The organism is Bradyrhizobium sp. U87765 SZCCT0048 (genome assembly GCF_018131225.1).
In the GTDB taxonomy this organism is placed as follows: Bacteria; Pseudomonadota; Alphaproteobacteria; order Rhizobiales; family Xanthobacteraceae; genus Bradyrhizobium_A.
The window spans coordinates 787,942-809,470 of record NZ_JAFCMM010000004.1 but is presented as its reverse complement, the minus strand read 5'-3'; the positions used below and the strand labels follow the sequence as shown (position 1 = coordinate 809,470).

The window sequence follows — 21,529 nt, the reverse complement described above, 5'->3', positions numbered from 1 at the left end:
TGGGTGCGACTATGGTGTGGCGGCGAGCGCCGTGATGGCATTGGCCGAGAACTGCTGCGCGGCCGCGAGCGCGGCATCCCGCGCCGCGACCTTGTCGATCCAGGGCTGAAAGCGGGCTCGCTCCGCCTCCGGCAGGGCAGCCAGCTCGCGCTTGACCGCCGCGAGATCGCCGCGTGACGCGGCGGCCGTGCTTCGCGCCAGCGCGTCGCTGCCGTCGGATGAAGCAGCCGCTCCCTCATGCCTGATTTTCACAAGGCGCTCGGCGCTCATCCGCAGCCGGTCGAGCCAGCCGGCGGATGGCGGCGCCGCCACACCGGTGGACGCCGGCTCTACGCTCCGCCGCAGCGTCACGAACGCAAGCCCGAGGCTTGTCGCGCTCGGCAGGCCCATTGTGGCAAAGGCATCGAGCGGCTTGAGCACCGCTGGATCTTCCGCGAGGCGCTTTGCGGCCTCGAGCGCCGGCGCGAACGGCTCGCCGTCACGCACGGCGCGCTCGAGCGCCCCGGCCGCGATCGCGCGCCGCACGCGCACCTCGTCGGCAGGCCTCGCCGCCGCCGCCTTCGCGGTGGTCGTCGAGATGTCGGCCAGACGCGCATCGGTCCGATCCTGTCCACCTTTAATTTGCGCGGTCTGTGCGACGAGCGCCTGAACGCGGCTGTCGAGTTGCGCGATCCGCGTGTCGAACGCCGACAGGTCCGGCGGCGGAACGGCCGCGACGCTCGCCGGCGCGGCCTTGATTTCATCCATGGTCTTGGCCATGCGTTCGACCTGCTCGCGCAGCGTCGCGAGATTGTCGCGCACCGCGATGATCGATTTCTCCATGCCCTCAACCCGCGCGGCGATGGCCGGATCCGATTTCAGCGTCGTCGGCGGGGGCGGCACCGCTTCGAGCCGCGCCACCCGCGCGGCCAGAGTCTCGACCGTCGCGACCATCGACATGTTCTGCGAGCTTGAATTGCCGATCACCCCGGCGAACCAGGCCGCGCCGCCAATCACCAGCGCGCCGGCGCCACCTGCCAGCGCTGCGGCCACGACCCCGCCCGCCCGGCCGGGCGCCCGGGACGCACGCGGGGCGTCCGCCGACGCACTGCCGGCCGAATCGTGCCCGGTGTCCGCGTCAACGGCCTGCGAAGCATCGTCCGCCGGCGCTTCGGCGGTCTCCACCCGGGACGCTTCGAGCTCGATCGTGGGCGGGGTGCGCGGCCGGCGACCGCCCTCCATCACGGTCTCCGACGCGGGACCACTGTCCTTGGGGGTGTCGTCGACCATCCACATTCACTCCTGTCGCGCCACAGCGGTGCACCGGGTGGACACTAGCGCGGTTTTGCGGCCGGGGCACGCGGTGGCGCCCACAAACTTTTGTCTGGACACCCGCGCTAGCGTGGCTGCAGCGCGCGGTCCACCGCTTCCAGCATCGCGCGCTCGTTCGGCGCGGCCGTCACGATCACGCGGCTGGCTCCCGCACCGCGCAGCACCGCGCCGATGGTGTCGGACAGGCAGCACTGCGGCAGCGCCAGCGCCGTGATCTCGACGCCTTCGGACCGCACGGCGGCAACGAAGGCCTGCGCGCTGCGGCGGGAGAAATGCAGGATCGCATCGATCTGATTCGCGGCGAAAGCGTTGCACACCTCGCGCGGCAGATGCGACACCGCGGCCATGCGATAGACCATGCGCACGATGACGTCGATGCCGCGTGCCGCAAGCGGCGCGGACAGATCATGAGCAATATCGGCGCCGGCGAGGTGCAGCAGCGCCGGCCGCTGTCCGGTCTTGCGGGCCCCTCGCGCGAAGTAGGATTCTACCAGAGGAGGCAGGGCATCGGCGCCCCCCCGGCCGGCGACCACATCGGCGAAGCCGATCGCACGCGCCGCCTCGCCCGTATGCTCGCCGACGGCGAACAGCGGCAGAGTGCGCCACTGCGCCAGCGCCGGATGATCGGCAGCCGCGCGCAACGCGTTAGCGCTGGTCGCGATCAGTCCGTCGTAGTCCGCCGCATCCTCGAACGCCGCGACGGCTTCGAACCGCAGCATCGGCGCGAGCAGCGACGCGATGCCGCGCTCGCGCAGCGCCGCCACCGTGGCGGCATTGTCCGGCGCCGGCCGCGTGACCAGCACGGCCACGTCAGGCCCCGCCGAACAACATAAAGAACTGTTCGCCGGCACGATCCCGCAGCTCGCGCGCCGCATCGGTGCCGAGCGCGATCGCATCGGCACGTGCGCCCTCGCGCACGGTCTCGAACGACGCCTTGCCGTCGGGCGAGATGATCAGGCCGCGGAAGTGGATGCGATCACCCGCGACCCGGCAATGCCCGCCGATCGGCGTGCGGCACGAGCCGTCGAGGAGTGCCAGGAAGCTGCGCTCGGCGTTGAGCGCGATCTCGGTGTCCGGATCCGTGATGCGCGCAACGAAGGCATTGGTGCGGTCGTCGTCACGCCGCGATTCGATCGCGATCGCTCCCTGGCCCACTGCGGGCAGGAATTCGTCGACCGAAAAGACGTGCGTCGCCTTGTCTTCCATGCCGAGGCGCCGCAAGCCGGCGAGCGCCAGCAGCGTCGCGTCCGCCTCGCCCTCCGCAAGCTTGCGCAGGCGCGTCTCGACGTTGCCGCGGATGACGTTGACCTTCAGGTCCGGCCGCAGCCGCAGCACCATGGCCTGGCGCCGCAGCGACGCGGTGCCAACCACCGCGCCCGCTGGCAACGCGGCGAGCGAAGCGGCCTTGTGGCTGATGAAGACGTCGCGCGGATCCTCGCGCGGCAGGAACGCCGACAGCCATGTCGCGTCCGGCAGGAAGGTTGGCACGTCCTTCGACGAATGCACCGCGATATCGATGCCGCCGGCGAGCAGCGCCTCTTCGATCTCCTTGGTGAACAAACCCTTGCCGCCGGCTTCGAGCAGGGCACGATCCTGGATCATGTCGCCGGAGGTGCGGATCACCCGAATCGCGATCTGCGCCTCGTCGAGGCCGTGCGCCTGTACCAGGCGCCGACGCACCTCGTGAGCCTGGGCCAGCGCCAGCGGGCTGCCCCGCGTGCCGATGGTCGCGACGATGTCCGGTCCGGACGCCTGCACGTCTTGTCTCTCCACCTTTTTCTCCGGGCGCGGTAATGCTACGCCGGGCCCGAAAAGGGAAGCGCCGGTTTGCCGGCAAAGGCAAGAGCCGAAAGACGAACAAAAGGGTTGAATTTGGACACGCAGACGCCAACGCTAGTGCTGGGCATCGAAACCACCTGCGACGAAACCGCCGCGGCCGTGGTCGAACGCCTGCCCGACGGCAGCGGCCGGATCCTGTCCGATGTCGTCCGCTCGCAGATCGACGAGCACGCGCCGTTCGGCGGCGTGGTTCCCGAGATCGCGGCGCGCGCCCATGTTGACTGTCTCGACGGCATCGTGGCCACCGCCATGAGGGACGCCGGCATCGCCTTCGACCGGCTCGACGGCATCGCGGCGGCGGCAGGACCCGGCCTGATCGGCGGTGTCATCGTCGGGCTGACGACCGCCAAGGCCATCGCGCTGGTGCACGGCACCCCGCTGATTGCGGTCAACCATCTCGAGGCGCATGCACTGACGCCACGCCTGGTGTCGCCGCTGACCTTCCCCTACTGCTTGTTCCTCGCCTCCGGCGGCCACACCCAGATTGTCGCGGTGCGCGGCGTCGGCGAATATGTGCGGCTCGGCACCACCGTCGACGATGCGATCGGAGAGGCCTTCGACAAGGTCGCCAAGATGCTGGGCCTCGGCTATCCCGGTGGCCCGCATGTCGAGCGCGCTGCCGCGGCCGGCGATGCCGGACGCTTTGCGCTGCCACGTCCGATGCTCGGGCGGCCGGACGCAAATTTCTCGTTCTCGGGCCTGAAGACCGCCGTTCGCAACGAGGCGGAGCGCAGCGCGCCGCTCGCCCCGCAGGATATCGCCGACCTCTGCGCCGGCTTCCAGGCCGCCGTGATCGCATCCACCGCCGACCGCCTGAGTGCCGGCCTGAAACTGTTCCGCGAGCGCTTTGGCGCGCCGCGCGCCCTGGTCGCGGCCGGCGGCGTCGCCGCCAACAAGGCGATTCGCACCGCGCTGCAGTCGGTTGCCGACAAGGCGCGCACCTCATTGGTGGTGCCACCACCCGCGCTGTGCACCGACAACGGCGCGATGATCGCCTGGGCGGGCCTCGAGCGCCTCGCGCTAGGCCTCGTCGATACCATGGAAACGTCGCCCCGCGCGCGCTGGCGGCTGGACGAGACGACGCCGACCCCGGCGCAGTTCGCCAACACCCGCGCGCGGCACTGAAGAAGGCCGATCAGCGTATGCCATCGTTTTCAACCGTAGCAGTGGTCGGCGCCGGCGCCTGGGGCACCGCGCTCGCCAATGCCGCGGCGCGGGCCGGCCGCAGCGTCACGCTGGTCGCGCGGGACGCCGCAAGCGCGGCGGCCATCGCCGGCCGCGCCGAATCGCCGCGCCTGCCGGGCGTGCGTCTCGACAGCGCCGTCGCCGTGAGCGGCACCGCCGCCGATGCCGCCGCGGCGCAGATCGTGCTGCTGGCCGTACCGGCGCAGGCATTGCGGGCGGCACTCGCGGTATTCGCGAACGACGTCGCTGCCGGCACGGTGATCATCGCCACTGCCAAGGGCATCGAGCGCGGCACGCGCCGCTACATGACCGAGATCATCGCTGAACTCACACCACAGGCCGTGCCGGCGATCCTGTCCGGCCCGAGCTTCGCCGACGACGTCGCGCGCGGCCTGCCGACCGCGGTGACCCTCGCCAGCGATGACGAGGCGACCGCGGCCGCACTGTGCCAGGCACTTGGCTCACCGACCTTCCGGCCCTACCACACCACCGACGTGCGCGGCGTCGAGATCGGCGGCGCGGCCAAGAACGTGCTGGCGATCGCCGCCGGCATCGTCGCCGGCCGCCAGCTCGGCGCCTCGGCGCTGGCTGCGCTGACCACCCGCGGCTTCACCGAACTGGCGCGCTTCGGCCGCGCCTGTGGCGCCCGTGCGGAGACACTGGCCGGGCTGTCGGGCCTCGGCGATCTCGTGCTGTCGTGCTCGAGCCGGCAGTCCCGCAACTTCTCGTTCGGCATCGCGCTCGGCGAGGGCGCGCGCCCGGCAGACGCCGCCGGCGGCAAGCTCGCCGAAGGCGCATTCACCGCCGCGGTGCTGCTCGACATCGCCCGCGCGCGCGGCATCGACATGCCGATCACCGAAGCGGTGGCCGCGATCCTCGACGGCCGCATCGACATCGACGCCGCGATCAACGGCCTGCTGACGCGACCGTTCAAGGCGGAAGGATAGGAGAACGAAATGGCTTACTGGCTGGTGAAATCCGAACCGTCGGTGTGGTCGTGGGACCAGCAGGTCGCCAAGGGCGCCAAGGGCGAGCCCTGGACCGGCGTGCGCAACCACACTGCCAAACAGAATCTGGAAAAGATGAAGAAAGGCGATCTCGCCTTCTACTATCATTCCAACGAGGGCAAGGAGATCGTCGGCATCGTCGAGATCATCCGCGAGGCCTATCTCGATCCCACCGACAAGAGCGCCAAGTTCGTCTGCGTCGACATCAAGGCCGACAAGCCGCTGAAAACACCGGTGACGCTCGCCACCATCAAGGCCGACAAGAAGCTGGCCGAGATGGATCTCGTGAAGTACTCCCGCCTCTCGGTGCAGAGCGTGACCGCCGAACAGTGGAAGCACGTCTGCAAGCTGGGCGGACTGTGACGCCGGCACGCCCGGCACAACCCCGGCGGATGCCGTCATGACCGGGGCATCCGGCGAGCGCATCACCGACCCCGTCGCCTTCATCCGCGCCAACACGCGGCTGCGCGCCGTGCCGCTGGTGCCGGAAATCGCGCTGCATGTCGCCGACGAGGCCGTGCCGCTGTGGACCAAGACCGAGGACGAACTGGGTGAAGCCGGCCTGCCGCCGCCGTTCTGGGCGTTCGCCTGGGCCGGGGGACAGGCGCTGGCGCGCTATGTGCTGGACCATCCCGACGCGGTCGCCGGCCGTGACGTGCTCGATCTCGCCTCAGGTTCGGGGCTCGTCGCCATCGCCGCGATGAAGGCCGGCGCGCGCAGCGTGTGCGCCGCCGACATCGACCGTTTTGCCCTCGCGGCCGTGCGGCTCAACGCGCAGGCCAACGACGTGACGATTTCCGTCGGCGATGGCGACGTGCTCGCCGGCGCCACTTGTTCCCCGGTGCAGACCGTGCTGGCCGGCGACATCTTTTATGAACGCGACACGGCCGAGCGCGCCCTCGCCTTTCTGTCCGGACATGCCGCCGCCGGCGCCACGGTGCTGATCGGCGACCCCGGCCGCAGCTATCTGCCCAGGGATCGCCTGCGCCGGCTCGCCGACTACCATGTGCCGGTGACGCGCGAGCTCGAGGACACCGAGATCAAGCACACCGCCGTCTGGACGCTCGCCGCCCGGCCATAACCCGGCGGATGCACAGTGCGGCGACGCACGCGGAAGCGGCTTCGCTGTCGTGAACCGGACGACGTTGTGATCACACCGCCGGTGCCCTCACGATACGGCTGACTTCGGGCGACAAAAGTCCTATTCCTTTCGGCTTGTCGCCGCCGTAAAGGGCAGCATAATCGGCCAGCAAAACGCGCGCCTGCCGGGTGCATGTGCTCGCGACCGAACGCGCAGTGGAGGAAACATGTCTCAGAAAGTCTATCCGGTCCCCGCCGAGTGGGCGCAGCGCGCCTATGTCGACGACGCCCGCTACCAGGACATGTATGCCAGGTCGGTCAAGGACCCGGACGGCTTCTGGGCCGAGCACGGCAAGCGGGTCGACTGGATCAAGCCGTTCACCAAGGTGCAGAACGTCTCGTACGCCCCAGGCGAAGTCTCGATCAAATGGTTCGAGGACGGCACGCTGAACGTCGCCTGGAACTGCATCGACCGCCATCTCGCCAAGCGCGGCGATCAGGTCGCCATCATCTGGGAAGGTGACGATCCCGGCAGCGACAGGAAGATCACCTACAAGCAGCTCCACGCCGAAGTCAGCAAGTTCGCCAACGTGCTGAAGTCGCGCGGCGTCAAGAAGGGCGACCGCGTCACCATCTACCTGCCGATGATCCCCGAAGCCGCCTATGCGATGCTGGCGTGCGCGCGCATCGGCGCCATTCACTCGGTGGTGTTCGGCGGCTTCTCGCCGGATTCACTGGCCGGCCGCCTCAAGGATGCGCGCTCCACCGTGATGATCACGGCGGACGAGGGCTTGCGCGGTGGCAAGAAGGTGCCGCTCAAGGCCAACGCCGATGCGGCGGCGGAGAAGGCCGGCGGCGTCGAGAGCATCGTCGTGGTGCGCCACACCGGCGGCAACGTCGCGATGCAGAGCGGCCGCGACCTGTTCTATGACGAGGCTGCCAAGACCGTCCCCGCCGAGTGCCCGTGCGAGGAGATGAGCGCGGAAGATCCGCTGTTCATCCTCTATACGTCCGGCTCGACCGGCACGCCGAAGGGCGTCGTGCACACCACCGGCGGCTACCTGGTGTTCGCGTCGATGACCCATCAGTACGTGTTCGACTATCACGACGGCGACATTTACTGGTGCACCGCCGACGTAGGCTGGGTCACCGGCCACAGCTACATTCTCTATGGGCCGCTCGCCAACGGCGCGACCACGCTGATGTTCGAAGGCGTGCCGAATTATCCGGACAACTCGCGGTTCTGGAACGTCATCGACAAGCACAAGGTCAACGTCTTCTACACCGCGCCCACCGCGATCCGCGCGCTGATGCAGTCCGGCGACGCCCCGGTGAAGAAGACCTCGCGCGCCTCGCTGCGCCTGCTCGGCTCGGTCGGCGAGCCGATCAATCCCGAGGCGTGGGAATGGTACTACCATGTCGTCGGCGACGGCCGCTGCCCGATCGTCGACACCTGGTGGCAGACCGAGACCGGCGGCATCCTGATCACGCCGCTCCCCGGCGCCACCGCGCTCAAGCCGGGCTCGGCGACACGGCCGTTCTTCGGTGTCGTGCCGGAAATCGTCGACGCCGACGGCAAGGTGCTTGAGGGCGCCACCGAGGGCAATCTCTGCATCACGCGGTCCTGGCCCGGCCAGATGCGCACGGTCTACGGCGACCACGAGCGCTTCATGCAGACCTACTTCTCGACCTATGCCGGCAAGTACTTCACCGGCGACGGCTGCCGCCGCGACGCCGATGGCTATTACTGGATCACCGGCCGCGTCGACGACGTCATCAACGTCTCCGGCCATCGCATGGGCACCGCCGAGGTCGAGAGCTCGCTGGTGGCGCACACCAAGGTCTCCGAAGCCGCCGTGGTCGGCTATCCGCACGACATCAAGGGCCAGGGCATCTATGCCTATGTCACCCTGATGACCGGGACGGAGCCGACCGAGGAGCTGCGCAAGGAACTGGTCGCGTGGGTGCGCAAGGACATCGGGCCGATCGCCTCGCCCGACCTCATCCAGTTCTCGCCGGGCCTGCCCAAGACCCGCTCCGGCAAGATCATGCGCCGCATCCTGCGCAAGATCGCGGAGGACGAGTTCGGCAGCCTCGGCGACACCTCGACCCTCGCCGATCCTGCCGTGGTCGACGACCTCATCAAGAACCGCCAGAACAAGAAGGGCTGATCGCCCCTTCCACCCCGACCGATCGGGCCCCGGACACCGTCCGGGGCCCTCCTCATTTGGAACCCGCCCCGGCGCGGCACGCACGGTCCCTGACCGATCACGTAATTTTCAGTCGGCAGGGCCGGCGGCGGTACGCTTTGCCGGCGAGTGTTGTTTTCCAGCCCTTTACTTTGTTGCACGGATTTTATTTCTACCGCCCTCGGACGCCGTGGCGGGGCCGGTCCCTGAACCTCTTGGTCAGCGCCGCGACCCTACAATTTTCGACACGGAATGGATCGGATGCGCCCATGGCCCCCGGTCATGGGAGTTGAGGAGAAACGCATGGCGGTGAAGACCTCGGTTGCAGTGATCGGCGCGCTGGCAGTGGCCGGCAGCCTGTTGGCCCTGACCCCGGCGCAGGCGCGCCCGGACGTGGTCTCGTTCCGGGAGGCCTACGAGCCCGGCACCATCGTCGTGAAGACGGGCCAGCGCCGGCTGTACCTGGTGCTCGGCGAGGGCCAGGCGGTGCGCTATCCGGTCGGCGTCGGCAAGGCCGGCAAGCAGTGGGCCGGCACCGCGCGGATCGACGGCAAGTACCGCAACCCGGCATGGTCGCCGCCCGCCGACGTCAAGCGCGACAAGCCTTCCATCCCGGACGTCATTCCCGGCGGCTCGCCGGCCAACCCGATGGGCGTCGCCGCGATGACGCTGTCCGGCGGCGGCCAGTACGCCATCCACGGCACCAACGTACCGAACTCGGTCGGCGGCTACGTCTCGTATGGCTGCATCCGCATGTACAACGAGGACATCACCGACCTCTATAGCCGCGTCTCCGTCGGTACCCCGGTGGTCGTCACCGCACGCTGAGATTTCGCACCACGACTGACGACAAGGCCGCGCCTCGCGCGGCTTTGTCCGTTTCGGGCGTCAGCGCTCCCAGAATCCGCACCAGCCGTTGCGGTGGCCGCCGTCGTAGCGGCGCACTTGCCCGGCGGCGAGCAGCGCCTGGGAGACGTTGGGCGTGCGCGCGGTGGCGACATCGGCGACGACGCGGCCGGAGTACTTGTCAGGACCGATGTTGTAGATCGCAACACCGCCCTCGCCGAGCAGCGTCTTCAGCGCCGTGGTCGCGGCTTTCGCCATCTTCCATTCGCGTTCGCACGCCGCCTTCAGTTCCGGCGCGTCGACCCCGCGCAGCCGCACCCGCGTGACCACGACGCGATCGGGCCGTGGCAGATGCACCCGCGCGACGAAGGTGTCGCCATCGATGGTGCGCAGCACCTCCACGGACATCCGTGCAGCCGGATCGGCGCTCCGATCACCCAGGATCTCGCCGGCGGTGTCCGGCCATGACCGCGATACGCCGGGCGGGGCCGGCAGGTGCAGCCAGCGTCGCAGCGGCAGCACGGTTCCCACCGCAACGCCGATGACGAACACCCACGGCAATACGGCCGCGATGCGGCTGCGGAGCGGGGCGTTGAGACGGGGTTGAAAGAACATGGCGGGGCCGGGCGGCGGAAGCGGGTCACCCGACTATAGCACAAATGCAGAACGTAATCTTAAGCCATGCCGGCACGCCGGCATGGCCGCGCCTCAGAAATCGGAGGCGATACCCTTGCGCTCCCAGTCGCCATAGCGCGTGGGCTCGGGACCCCTGGGCCCCTGCAGTTCGACCGGCCGCGCCTCGGCTTCCGCCTGCGCCCTGCGCCGGCGCTCCTCGGCCTCGGCCAGTGCACGCTGGGCGGCGGGCGGCAGCGGCTTGCGCGCTGCCGTCGCATCGGCGGCGTCACGCACGGGCGACGCAGGTACGTCGTTGCTGTCAGTCATCGAAAGGCTCCCGTCGCGCGCCAGATCCACACCAGCACGGTCTGACACTATCATCTGGTGTGTGATTGTGATGGCGTGAAGGCGCTTCTTACATTTGGCATATTCACATGTCACGTTGGTGGTCCCGCCACCTGCCGCTCCTCTCAGCTCGAGTAATGCCCGTTGTCCATGAAGCCTTCGCGATTCGCTCCGCCCACCGAGGTTCCAGGCCTCGCCACGCGCCGGATCGCCGCGGACATACTCGATGGCGTGCTGCACAAGCGCCGCACGCTCGACGACCAGCTCGACGGCGCGGCCGCGCATCCCGCCCTCAAGACGCTGTCGGACCGTGACCGCGCGCTGATGCGCCGCCTTGTCGCGACCATCCTGCGGCGGCTCGGCACGCTGCGCCACGTGCTGTCGCGCCTGCTCGACAAGGGCCTGCCGGCCGACGCCCCGCGGGCGCAGAGCGCGCTGCTGATCGGTGCGGCGCAGATTCTCTGGATGGATGTACCCGATCACGCCGCGGTCGACTTGTCGGTGCGACTCGTGCAGGCCGACCGTCGCGCATCCAAATACGCCGGCCTCGTCAACGCTGTGCTGCGCCGCTGCGCGCGCGAGGCCGAACCGCTGATTCGCGAGGTCGAGGCGCAGTCGCTCGACGTGCCGCCGTGGCTGATGGCACGCTGGATCGCGCACTATGGCGAAAGCACCGCGCGTGAAATCGCCCGCGCCATCGGCCATGAGCCGCCGCTCGATCTCACCGTGAAGGCCAACGCCGCGCAATGGGCGACGCGGCTGCACGGCGAGGCGCTGCCGACCGGAACCGTGCGCACGCTGCTGCAGGGCCCGATCACCATGCTGCCCGGCTTCAGCGACGGCGCGTGGTGGGTGCAGGACGCGGCCGCCGCGCTGCCGGCAACGCTGTTCGGCGATGTCGACGGCAAGGCGATCGCCGATCTCTGCGCCGCGCCCGGCGGCAAGACCGCCCAGCTCGCCCATGCCGGCGCCCGCGTCACCGCGGTCGACCGCTCGCCCGGCCGCATCGCACGATTGCAGGACAATCTCACCCGCCTGTCGCTGCACGCGGAGACAGTGGTGGCCGACGCCACCGAATGGCCCGGCGAATCGTTCGACGGCGTGCTGGTCGATGCGCCTTGCGCGGCGACAGGCACGATCCGCCGCCATCCGGACGTCGCCTGGCTGAAGCACGAGGCCGACATCAACGCGCTTGCGGCGCTGCAACGGCGGCTGCTGCAAAAGGCTGCGGCCCTGCTCAAGCCCGGCGGCACGCTGGTCTATTGCACTTGCTCGCTGGAGCCGGAGGAAGGCGAGCAGGCGGTCGAAGCACTGCTCGCCTCCGACAGCACCATGCGCCGCGTGCCGGTCGATCCCGCCGAAGTCGGCGGCCTTGCCGACATCATCAATGCGCAAGGCGACATCCGCACGCTGCCCTGTCACCTGCCCAACCCTGATCCGCGTCTCGCCGGACTCGACGGCTTCTACGCCGCCCGCCTGGTCAAGGCCTGAGGCCTGCTATCGAATCAGATGCACCCCCCGCCGCCTGCCGGGCGGCTGTCGGGCTTTGTTAGGGTCTGTCCGGTAGGGTGTGCTCGGCGCATTTCCAGACTAAAAGGGTGCGCAACGATTCTACGCCAAAGTCAAAGGTGCGCGTGTCGGCCGCTCAACGACGACGAATCTCGACGCTTCTGCTTGGCCGCTTCGCCAGGAAGACAGCGGCGCGCGTCGGTGGCGGCTCGGTTGCGCTGTCGAGCCTGCTGCCGTCGCGCACCGACCGGCTGATCATCGCCCCGCAGGATCTGCGCACCACCGATTCGACCCGCGCCGCCGAAATCTATGCCGGGCGATTCGTCTTCGCCGGCAAGATCGTCACCTGCCACGGCCGCTCGATCTTCGAACTGGAACCGCCATCCGAGGATTGGGAGGCGGCGCTGCTCGGCTTCGGCTGGCTGCGCCACCTGCGCGCGGCCGATTCGGCGCTGACCCGCGCCAACGCCCGCTCGCTGATCGAGGACTGGTTCACCCACCAGGGCAAGGGCCGCGGCGTCGGCTGGCGCGCCGACGTGCTGGCACGGCGTGTCATCTCGCTGCTGTCGCAGGCGCCGCTGGTCCTGTCCGACACCGACAGCAAGTTCTACCGCCGCTACCTGCGCGGCCTGACCCGCGAAATCCGCTACCTGCGCTATGCGATGATCGACATCGCCGATGGTCTGCCGCGGCTGCAGGTGCAGATCGCGCTGTGCTACGCGGCGCTGTGCCTGGCCAACCAGGGCCGCCAGATCCGCGCCATCACGCGCAAGCTGTCGGACGAGTTGCAGCGCCAGATCCTGCCGGACGGCGGCCATATCTCGCGTAATCCCGGTGCGCTGATCGAAATCCTGCTCGACCTGCTGCCGCTGCGGCAGACCTTTGCGGCGCGCAACATCCCGCCGCCGCCACCGCTGCTCAACGCCATCGACCGCATGATGCCGATGCTGCGGTTCTTCCGCCATGGTGACGGCAGCTTCGCGCTGTTCAACGGCATGAGCCACACGCCGACAGACCAGGTGGCGACGCTGCTGGCCTATGACGACACCCATGGCGTGCCGATGGCCAGCATGCCGCACACCGGCTTCCAGCGCCTCGAGGCCGGGCCGGTGACGCTGATCATGGACACCGGCGCACCGCCGCCGGCGACCGTGAGCCACGATGCCCATGCCGGCTGCCTGTCGTTCGAGCTGTCGGTCGGCACCAGCCGCGTCCTCACCAACTGCGGCATGCCCCCGACTGGCCGCGACAACTGGCGGACCTTCGCACGCGGCACGCCGGCGCATTCGACCCTGACCTATCACGAGACCTCGTCGTGCCAGTTCGTCGAACTCGGCGCCATGAAGCGGCTGCTGCAGGGCGCGCCGATCACCCGCGGCCCGCGCACCGTCGAGGTCGAGCGCGAGGCCATGGCCAACGGCACGCTGCTCACCACCTCCCATGACGGCTATGTGCCCCAGTTCGGCATGGTGCACCGGCGCGTGCTGATGCTGGCGGCCGATGGAACCCGGCTGGACGGCGAGGACACCCTGGTCGCCACCGGCCGCATCAAGGCCGGCACCGACGATTTTGCCCTGCGCTTCCATCTCCACCCGTCGGTCAAGGCGAGCCGCCTCAGCGACGCCCGAGGTGTGATGCTGGTCTTGCCCAACCGGGACGTGTGGACCTTCGAGGCCCTCGACGACCGGGTCGAGCTCGAGGACAGCGTGTTCCTGGCCGGCACCGACGGCCCGCGGCGCACCGTCCAGATCGTCATCCGCCAGACAGCGCGCCAGGCCGCCAGCATCCGCTGGACCCTGATGCGCTCGGCGGCCTCCGCCGCGGTGACCAATGCCCGGCGCAGCGCCCGCCACGAGCCCGAACTGCCGCTTTAGCTCCGGCGCCAGCCGCCGGCCCCTGCCGAAAATGCCTTAAGAAAGTCCGGCCCCGGCGGTTTCGTACCCCCTCAAATCGTGCTACCCGGCGGGCTTCCCAGCCGCTGGATTTGACGCCATGACCGACCACCCGCGCCGCGTGACCCGCGCCCTTCTCTCCGTTTCCGACAAGACCGGCCTGATCGAATTCGCAAAGGCTCTCGCCGGCCATGGCATCGAGCTGGTGTCCACCGGCGGCACCGCCAAGGCGATCGCCGCCGCGGGCCTTCCGGTCAAGGACGTCTCCGAGCTGACCGGCTTTCCGGAGATGATGGACGGCCGGGTCAAGACGCTGCATCCCAAGGTGCACGGCGGCCTGCTGGCGATCCGCGACAATGCCGAGCACAAGGGCGCCATGGCCGCCCATGGCATCGCGCCGATCGATCTCCTGGTGGTCAACCTCTACCCGTTCGAGGCGACCGTCGACAAAGGCGCCAGCGAGGAAGACTGCATCGAGAACATCGACATCGGCGGCCCGGCGATGATCCGCGCCGCGGCCAAGAACCACGACGACGTCGCCGTGGTGGTCGAGGCCGCCGACTACCAGGCCGTGCTCGACGAGCTCGCTGCCCATGGCGGCGCGACCACGCGCACGCTGCGCCGCCGCCTCGCCGCCAAGGCCTATGCCCGCACCGCAGCCTATGACGCGGCGATTTCCAACTGGTTCGCCGAGCGTCTCGCCATCGACGCGCCGGACTTCCGCGCCATCGGCGGCCGCCTCGTCGAGGCGCTGCGCTATGGCGAGAACCCGCACCAGAAGGCCGCGTTCTATGCGCTTCCGGAGCGCCGCCCCGGTGTCGCCACTGCACGCCAGGTGCAGGGCAAACAGCTGTCCTACAACAACATCAATGACACGGATGCGGCCTATGAGTGCATCGGCGAGTTCGACGCCGGGCGCACCGCCGCTTGCGTCATCGTCAAGCACGCCAATCCCTGCGGCGTCGCCGAAGGTACTGATCTTGTCAGCGCCTACCGCAAGGCACTGGCCTGCGACTCGACCTCGGCCTATGGCGGCATCGTCGCGCTGAACCGCACCCTCGACGCCGAGGCCGCGCGCGCCATCACCGAGATCTTTACCGAGGTGATCATCGCCCCGGACGCCACCGACGAGGCGATCGCGATCGTCGCCGCAAAGAAGAACCTGCGCCTGCTGCTCGCCGGCGGCCTGCCGGATCCACGCGCCGGCGGTCTCACCGCCAAGACCGTCGCCGGCGGCCTGCTGGTGCAGACCCGCGACAACGCCGTGGTCGACGACCTCGTGCTCAAGACCGTGACCAAACGCGCGCCGACCGAGGCCGAGCTGGCCGACCTGCGTTTCGCCTTCCGTGTCGCCAAGCATGTCAAGTCGAACACCATCGTCTACGCCAGGGACCTCGCCACCGTCGGCATCGGCGCCGGCCAGATGAGCCGTGTCGACTCGGCCCGCATCGCCGCCCGCAAGGCGCAGGACGCGGCAGTCGAGGCCAAGCTCGCCGCGCCGCTGACCAAGGGCTCGGTCGTCGCCTCCGACGCGTTCTTCCCGTTCGCCGACGGCCTGCTGACCGCGATCGAAGCCGGCGCCACCGCGGTGATCCAGCCCGGCGGCTCGATGCGCGACGACCTCGTGATCCAGGCCGCCGACGAGCACGGCATCGCCATGGTGTTCACCGGCGTGCGCCACTTCCGCCACTGAGGCGGACAGCGCTGGCGCAGGCCGGCGCAATTCTGATCAAGTCACCGCTGCGGGCCGCTGCTAGAGTGCGGACCATGCAGCGGAGCCTGACATGACGCCGGTCGCCCGGGCCCTGTGGTTCATCGAGAGCAGGGTCGAGTGCGGCGCGACCCTCGCGGAGATCGCGCACTTCGCCGGCGTCTCGCGCTATCACCTGTGCCGCGCCTTCGGTGAAGCCACCGGACGATCGGTGATGCGATACGTCCGCGCGCGCCGGCTGACGCTCGCGGCGCGACAGCTCGCGGACGGCGCGCCCGATATTCTCACCGTCGCACTCGACGCCGGCTATGGCTCGCACGAGGCCTTCACGCGCGCGTTCCGTGAACAGTTCGCCCTGACGCCCGAAGCCGTCCGCACGCGACGCAACATCGAGGCCCTGACACTCGTGGAGCCGATCAGAATGGGCGAACCTGCCTTCATCGAACTGGCGCCCCCGCGTTTCGAGAGTCATGGCGCACTGCTCGTCGCCGGCCTCGGCGAGCGCTACCGCTTCGAGACCAATCACGGCATCCCGGCGCAGTGGCAGCGCTTCATTCCGCATATCGGCCACATGCCGGGACAGGTCGGGATGATCACCTATGGCGTCTGCTGCAACAGCGACGGCAGCGGCAACTTCGACTATGTCGCCGGCGTCGAAGTCACGAGCTTTGACGACGTGCCCGAGGATTTCGGCCGGGTGCGCATCCCTGCACGGCGCTACGCCGTATTCACCCATCATCACGTCGCAACGATGCGCGGCGCCATGCGGACGATCTGGACCCGCTGGCTGCCGGCCTCCGGCCACGAGGTCGCGGACGCCCCCGACTTCGAGCGCTACGACGAGCGCTTCGATCCGGCGACCGGAACCGGCGCCATCGAGATCTGGCTTCCGCTTGCGCGCTAGCCGGGCCGCCGTGCGTGCGGGTCACGCACCCGCGACAGCAACACGAGGCCGGCGAGAAAGAACACCACCAGCACGGTCATGCCCGCCTTCTGGCTCATGGTGATCGCGGTGACGAGGCTGACCGCGAGCGGCGCCATGAACGATGTCACCTTGCCCGACAGCGCGAACAGCCCGAAATACTGGGTAATGCGATCGGGCGGCGCGAGGCGGATGAGAAGCGTGCGCGAGGCCGCCTGCAGCGGCCCGGCCGCCGCGCCGATCAGCGCGCCGAGCACGATGTACGCCTTCTCGGCCGGCGCCGCGAACAGTGGTCCGCCCGGCACCGGCGGCGTGACCTCGACGACGAAGAACAGGCGATCGCGGTCCATCGACAGGATCACCGCGATGGCGAGCAGCAGCAGCAGCATGCTGCCCGTGATGACTTTCTTCGGCCCGATGCGGTCGTCGAGCTTGCCGCCGAGCCATGCGCCAAACGTACCGGAAATCGCCAGCAGGATGCCGAACACGCCGATCTGGATGGTGTGCCAGCCGAACGTGCCCGCGGCATAGATGCCGCCGAACGCGAACAGCGCCACCAGCGCATCGGTGTAGACCATGTTCGCGATCAGGAACGTCGCCATCTGGCGGTTGTTCGGCAGGCTCGCGAGCGTCTGGCGCAACTCGCGCAGCCCCTGGCGTACGGCGCGGCGCACCGGCAGGCGCGCTTCGTAGTCCGGCGTGAACAGAAACATCGGCAGCACGAAGATCACGAACCACAGTCCGGTGAGCGGCCCGGTGATGCGATCGCCCTCATGCATTGCCGCATTGAGGCCGAACAGCGGCGTGAAGCCGAACAAGGTGCGCCCCGTGCCGGGATCGGCAGCGAGGAAACCGAGCACCAGGATCAGGCTGAGGATGCCACCGATGTAGCCGGTCGCCCAGCCGGTGCCGGAGAGGCGGCCGATCCGCTCCGGCGGCACCAGCGTCGGCATCATCGCATTGTTGAACACGGTGGCGAACTCGACGCCGATGGTGGCGATGCCGAACGCGATCAGCAGCGGCAGGATCGCCGCCTGGTCGCCCGGCTTGCCGATCCACATGATCGAGGCGCCGATCACCAGCAGCGCCCCAAAGGCGGCGATCCATGGCTTGCGGCGGCCGCTGGCGTCGGCGATCGCGCCGAGCACCGGCGACATCAGCGCGATGATCAGCCCTGCCGACGCCGTGGCATACCCCCACAGCGACTGCCCCGTTGCCGGATCGGCCGCCACATTGGTGGCGAAATAGGGCGCGAACACGAAAGTCGTGATCAGGGTGAAATAGGGCTGCGCAGCCCAGTCGAAGAAGATCCAGCTCACCACTGCGGGCCAGGATGGATAGCGCCGCGGCGCCTCGGGGCTGCTGTCGAGAGCGACGGAGGGAGGGGTCATCAGCGCGATTCCGTTCGTCGATTGGGCGACCGCATGGCCCGAATGCCGTGCGACCGATATCGATTCGCCATCGGATGTCTTACCATAGGGTTGACGACGTCCCGTGACGAGAAAAGCTGCAGGAGTTGAGACAATGGCGACGATCTTGAGAGCAAGCCGCCGCGCGGTCCTGACCGCTCTCCTGCTTGCCGGCCTTGCCGTTCCCGCCGCGGCGCAGGACGCACGCCGCAGCACCTACGCGCCGGGCTATGCCGGACAGACGGCGCCGGTCGCGTCACGCAAAGGCCTGGTCGTCGCACAGGAAAAAATCGCGGCGCATATGGGCGCCGACGTGCTGGCGCGCGGCGGCAACGCCGTCGACGCCGCGGTCGCGACCGGCTTTGCCATGGCGGTGACCTATCCGCGCGCCGGCAACATCGGCGGCGGCGGCTTCATGCTGATCCATCGCGCTGGCGGCGAGGACATCGCGATCGACTATCGCGAGACGGGACCGGCGGCGATCACGCGGGACGTCTTTCTCGGTGCCGACGGCAAGCCCGACGAAGCGAAGTCGCGCGATTCGGCGCTTGGCATCGGCATTCCCGGCACGGTCGCCGGCCTTGCGCTCGCTCTCGAGAAGTATGGCTCCGGCAAGTTCGCGCTCAAGGACCTGATCGCGCCGGCGATCGCGCTGGCGCGCAACGGTCTCATCGTCACCGACGATATCGCCGACACCCTGCCCGAGTGGCACAAGCGCCTGTCGCGCTGGCCCGCCGGGGCGCGCATCTTCTCGCGGCCGGACGGCAGCGCGCTGCGCGAGGGCGACCGCCTGCTGCAGCCCGACCTCGCCGCAACGCTGACCGCCATCGCCGAACTGGGGCCGCGCGGCTTCTACGAAGGCGCGGTGGCGGACAAGCTCGTGGCCGGCATTCGCGACGCCGGCGGCATCATCACCACCGACGATCTCAGGACCTACCAGCCGGTGATCCGCACACCGGTGCGCGGCAGCTACCGTGGCTATGACATCGTCTCCATGCCGCTGCCGTCGTCCGGCGGCGTGGTGCTGATGGAGACGCTTCACATCCTCGAAGGCACTCAGCTCGGCGAGATGAAGCAGGGATCGGTGGAATCGCTGCATCTGCTGATCGAGGCGATGAAGCGGGCCTACGCCGACCGCGCGCGCTATCTCGGCGATCCTGCCTTCGCAGACGCGCCGCTGAAGCGGCTGCTGTCAACCGACTATGCCGCGCAGCAGCGCGCCACCATCCGCCGCGACCGCGCCGCCACCGCCGACGAGATCGCCGCGGCGCAGGCCGCGCCGCGCGAAGGCAGCAACACCACGCATTTCTCCGTGGTCGACGCCGACGGCAATGCGGTGAGCAACACCTATACGCTGAACTTCAGCTATGGCGTCGGCCTTGTGGCCGAGGGCACCGGCGTGCTGCTCAACAACGAGCTCGACGACTTCACCGCAGCTCCCGGCGCCTCGAACGCCTATGGTCTCGTCGGCTTCGAGGCCAACCTGCCGGGCCCCGGCAAGCGGCCGCTGTCGTCGATGTCGCCGACCATCGTGCTCAGGGACGGCAAGCCGGTGCTGGTGACGGGTTCGCCCGGTGGCAGCCGCATCATCTCGGCGGTGCTGCAGGTGATGATCAACGTCATCGACTATCGCATGGATGCGGAGCAGGCCGTCGCGCTGCCGCGGCTGCACCAGCAGTGGCGTCCCGAAGGCGTCTATGTCGAGCAGGGATTTGCCGCCGACGTGCTCGATGGCCTGCGCGCGAAAGGCCACACCATCGTGATGCCGCTCGGCCAGACGTCGGCCAACTCGATCAGCCTCACCGCCGAGGGCGCGCTCGGCGCTCCCGACCCACGCACCCGCGGCGCCGCCGCCGCGGCGCCGTAGGGGCGTGATGTCTTCTGTATGATGATTGAACTCGCCGGCCAGCTGTCCGGCAGCCCTCGGCGCCAGCCACTCCCACCGCGTCATTGCCGGGCTCGCCCTGCCAATCCAGCTTGCTCGCGGCCTGGCTGGCAGGTTTCAAGCTGGATCACCGGGTCTCGACGCGGAGCCTGTCACCGGGCCGCGCTTCGCGCGGACCCGTTGGCGTCAGCCCGGTGATCACGCAGACAATGCGGACACGTCGCGGGCCCGTCATAACGACCGCAACCATCAAACCCGGCCTCAAAGGCCATCCGCTCCGCCGCGCTTCGAGAGCAAGCGAGATCTGTTCTCTCTATCGCCCGACCTCGTACGGCCCGCCCTTCTCCAGCGCGCGTTGATAGGCCGGGCGGGCGTGGATACGCGACAGGAACGCGATCGCCTTCGGGTGGCCGTTCTCCAGCCCACCGCGCGCGGAGGCCGCTTCCAGCGGAAAGCTCATCTGGATGTCGGCCGCCGTGAAGTCGTTGCCGGCGAACCATTCGGATTTCGCCAGCTCGCCTTCCCAGAACGCCATGTGCTGCCGGAGCTGCGGGTCGATCATGGTCGTCATGGCGCCACCCGCGATCATCCGCGCGACGGGGCGGATCAGCGCCGGCACGCGCTTCGGCAGCAGACCGAAGATCAGCTTCAGAAGCAGCGGAAACATCGCCGAGCCTTCGGCATAATGCAGCCAGTAGGTGTAGCGCAGCCGCTCCGGCGTGCCCGGCGGCGGGATCAGCCGGCCGTTGCCATAGGTCTCGACGAGATAGGTAAGGATCGCGCCGGATTCGGCGATGGTGTTGCCGTTGTCGGTGATCACCGGCGATTTGCCGAGCGGATGGATCTGCCGCAGTTCCTTTGGCGCCAGCATGTTGGGCTGGCGCTGGTAGCGCACGATCTCGTAGGGCACGCCGAGCTCCTCGAGCAGCCACAGCACCCGCTGCGAACGCGAGTTGTTGAGATGATGCACGGTCAGCATGACGCCCTCCCCCACTGGCCGCGCCGGACGGCGGCCCACCTTCTGGTATCAGGACCGCGCGGAACCGGGAATGCACCATCGACAACACGATTTGCATGGCGCGGCGCGATGCCGGTCGGCTTGACTCTTAAATTTACCCGGGTAATAAATGCCAGGCCATGAGCGACACCCGCACCAGCTGCATTGCTTTCCGCAACGACCGGCGCATCGCCGAAGGCGTGCTGCGTGACATAGCGCGCGACATCAAGCAGGCGATCGGCACGGACAGTCCGGAAGGCGTGCTGGTGTTCAATGTCGAGACCAGCCAGCCGGTGGAAATCGATCTCCGCGGCAGCCTCGACGACGTCCTGGCGCGCCTGCCGGCCGCGCCGCAGCCGGCTGAACCCGCCCCCGCCGAACCGGCCCGCGGGCCGGGCCGGCCGAAGCTCGGCGTCGTGGCGCGGGAGATCACCCTGCTGCCGCGGCACTGGGACTGGCTGGCGCTGCAGCCGGGCGGCGCGTCGGTGGCGCTGCGGCGCCTGATCGACGAGGCCCGCAAGACGCACGGTTCGAAAGACCGCATGCGTCAGGCCCAGGAGGCGGCCTATCGCTTTGCCTCGGTGATGGCCGGCAACCGCACGCACTATGAGGACGCCATGCGCGCCCTGTTCGCCGGCAACCGGACACGCTTCATTGAGTTGACGGACGGCTGGCCGACGGATATTCGCGATCACGCCCGGCGCCTGGCCGCCCCGGCCCTCCACGACGACAGCTCCGGCACCACGCGCTGATACGATTCGATCCCGCTCGAATCCCGCGCCGCTTC

At 69.0% G+C, this 21,529-nt stretch carries 19 protein-coding genes; 12 read left to right on the top strand and 7 right to left on the bottom strand.

Annotated features, from left to right (window positions below):
* Window positions 1-9: 9 nt before the first annotated feature.
* From JQ639_RS26575 to hemC, 3 genes are all read right to left on the bottom strand, one after another.
* Entirely contained in the window at window positions 10-1,269 is a 1,260-nt protein-coding gene (locus JQ639_RS26575; protein ID WP_211968589.1) for a COG4223 family protein, read from the bottom strand.
* A gap of 107 nt (window positions 1,270-1,376) precedes the next feature.
* Window positions 1,377-2,120 (bottom strand): uroporphyrinogen-III synthase, encoded by a 744-nt coding sequence (locus JQ639_RS26570; RefSeq protein WP_211968590.1) that lies wholly within the window; start codon window positions 2,118-2,120, stop codon window positions 1,377-1,379.
* Window position 2,121: 1 nt separating this feature from the next.
* Window positions 2,122-3,069 (bottom strand): hydroxymethylbilane synthase, encoded by a 948-nt coding sequence (gene hemC, locus JQ639_RS26565; protein WP_211969044.1) that lies wholly within the window; start codon window positions 3,067-3,069, stop codon window positions 2,122-2,124.
* 114 nt (window positions 3,070-3,183) lie between these two features.
* Here hemC and tsaD point away from each other — a divergent pair, with 114 nt between their 5' ends.
* The 6 genes from tsaD (at window position 3,184) to JQ639_RS26535 (ending at window position 9,439) form a co-directional block, all read left to right on the top strand.
* A complete protein-coding gene (tsaD, locus tag JQ639_RS26560) occupies window positions 3,184-4,275 on the top strand; it encodes a tRNA (adenosine(37)-N6)-threonylcarbamoyltransferase complex transferase subunit TsaD (protein WP_211969045.1) in 1,092 nt (363 codons plus the stop codon).
* Between the two features lie 17 nt (window positions 4,276-4,292).
* Entirely contained in the window at window positions 4,293-5,282 is a 990-nt protein-coding gene (locus JQ639_RS26555) for an NAD(P)H-dependent glycerol-3-phosphate dehydrogenase (RefSeq protein ID WP_211968591.1), read from the top strand.
* Window positions 5,283-5,291: 9 nt separating this feature from the next.
* The gene (locus JQ639_RS26550; RefSeq protein WP_211968592.1) at window positions 5,292-5,705 is read left to right on the top strand and encodes an EVE domain-containing protein; all 414 of its coding nucleotides are present in this window, start codon (window positions 5,292-5,294) and stop codon (window positions 5,703-5,705) included.
* A gap of 37 nt (window positions 5,706-5,742) precedes the next feature.
* A complete protein-coding gene (locus JQ639_RS26545) occupies window positions 5,743-6,423 on the top strand; it encodes a class I SAM-dependent methyltransferase (RefSeq protein WP_211968593.1) in 681 nt (226 codons plus the stop codon).
* Window positions 6,424-6,649: 226 nt separating this feature from the next.
* Window positions 6,650-8,593 carry an acetate--CoA ligase gene (gene acs, locus JQ639_RS26540; RefSeq protein ID WP_211968594.1) on the top strand — a complete coding sequence of 648 codons (1,944 nt, stop codon included), beginning with the start codon at window positions 6,650-6,652 and terminating at the stop codon, window positions 8,591-8,593.
* Window positions 8,594-8,914: 321 nt separating this feature from the next.
* Window positions 8,915-9,439, top strand: a complete 525-nt coding sequence (locus JQ639_RS26535; protein ID WP_211968595.1) for a L,D-transpeptidase — start codon at window positions 8,915-8,917, stop codon at window positions 9,437-9,439.
* Between the two features lie 60 nt (window positions 9,440-9,499).
* Here JQ639_RS26535 and JQ639_RS26530 read toward each other — a convergent pair whose 3' ends face one another.
* Window positions 9,500-10,072 (bottom strand): thermonuclease family protein, encoded by a 573-nt coding sequence (locus JQ639_RS26530; protein WP_211968596.1) that lies wholly within the window; start codon window positions 10,070-10,072, stop codon window positions 9,500-9,502.
* Between the two features lie 93 nt (window positions 10,073-10,165).
* A complete protein-coding gene (locus JQ639_RS26525) occupies window positions 10,166-10,399 on the bottom strand; it encodes a DUF1674 domain-containing protein (protein ID WP_211968597.1) in 234 nt (77 codons plus the stop codon).
* Between the two features lie 168 nt (window positions 10,400-10,567).
* Here JQ639_RS26525 and JQ639_RS26520 point away from each other — a divergent pair, with 168 nt between their 5' ends.
* The 4 genes from JQ639_RS26520 to JQ639_RS26505 all read left to right on the top strand — a co-directional run bounded on the left by JQ639_RS26520 (window position 10,568) and on the right by JQ639_RS26505 (window position 16,433).
* Complete coding sequence (locus tag JQ639_RS26520) at window positions 10,568-11,908, top strand: RsmB/NOP family class I SAM-dependent RNA methyltransferase (RefSeq protein ID WP_211968598.1); 1,341 nt, start codon at window positions 10,568-10,570, stop codon at window positions 11,906-11,908.
* Window positions 11,909-12,051: 143 nt separating this feature from the next.
* Window positions 12,052-13,800: a heparinase II/III family protein gene (locus JQ639_RS26515; RefSeq protein ID WP_211968599.1), complete on the top strand. Its 1,749-nt coding sequence runs from the start codon at window positions 12,052-12,054 to the stop codon at window positions 13,798-13,800.
* Window positions 13,801-13,918: 118 nt separating this feature from the next.
* Window positions 13,919-15,511 (top strand): bifunctional phosphoribosylaminoimidazolecarboxamide formyltransferase/IMP cyclohydrolase, encoded by a 1,593-nt coding sequence (gene purH, locus JQ639_RS26510; RefSeq protein ID WP_211968600.1) that lies wholly within the window; start codon window positions 13,919-13,921, stop codon window positions 15,509-15,511.
* A gap of 91 nt (window positions 15,512-15,602) precedes the next feature.
* Window positions 15,603-16,433: an AraC family transcriptional regulator gene (locus JQ639_RS26505; protein WP_211968601.1), complete on the top strand. Its 831-nt coding sequence runs from the start codon at window positions 15,603-15,605 to the stop codon at window positions 16,431-16,433.
* Here JQ639_RS26505 and JQ639_RS26500 read toward each other — a convergent pair.
* Window positions 16,430-17,902, bottom strand: a complete 1,473-nt coding sequence (locus tag JQ639_RS26500) for an MFS transporter (RefSeq protein ID WP_349644631.1) — start codon at window positions 17,900-17,902, stop codon at window positions 16,430-16,432. The two genes, JQ639_RS26505 and JQ639_RS26500, sit on opposite strands and share 4 nt — an antisense overlap.
* A gap of 73 nt (window positions 17,903-17,975) precedes the next feature.
* Between JQ639_RS26500 and ggt the strand changes: the two genes are divergently transcribed.
* Window positions 17,976-19,727, top strand: a complete 1,752-nt coding sequence (gene ggt, locus JQ639_RS26495; RefSeq protein ID WP_211968603.1) for a gamma-glutamyltransferase — start codon at window positions 17,976-17,978, stop codon at window positions 19,725-19,727.
* 331 nt (window positions 19,728-20,058) lie between these two features.
* On the opposite strand, the gene JQ639_RS26490 is transcribed toward ggt, so the two are convergent.
* Entirely contained in the window at window positions 20,059-20,724 is a 666-nt protein-coding gene (locus JQ639_RS26490) for a glutathione S-transferase family protein (protein WP_211968604.1), read from the bottom strand.
* A gap of 158 nt (window positions 20,725-20,882) precedes the next feature.
* Between JQ639_RS26490 and JQ639_RS26485 the strand changes: the two genes are divergently transcribed.
* Entirely contained in the window at window positions 20,883-21,494 is a 612-nt protein-coding gene (locus JQ639_RS26485) for a DUF2239 family protein (protein ID WP_211968605.1), read from the top strand.
* Window positions 21,495-21,529 lie beyond the last annotated feature (35 nt).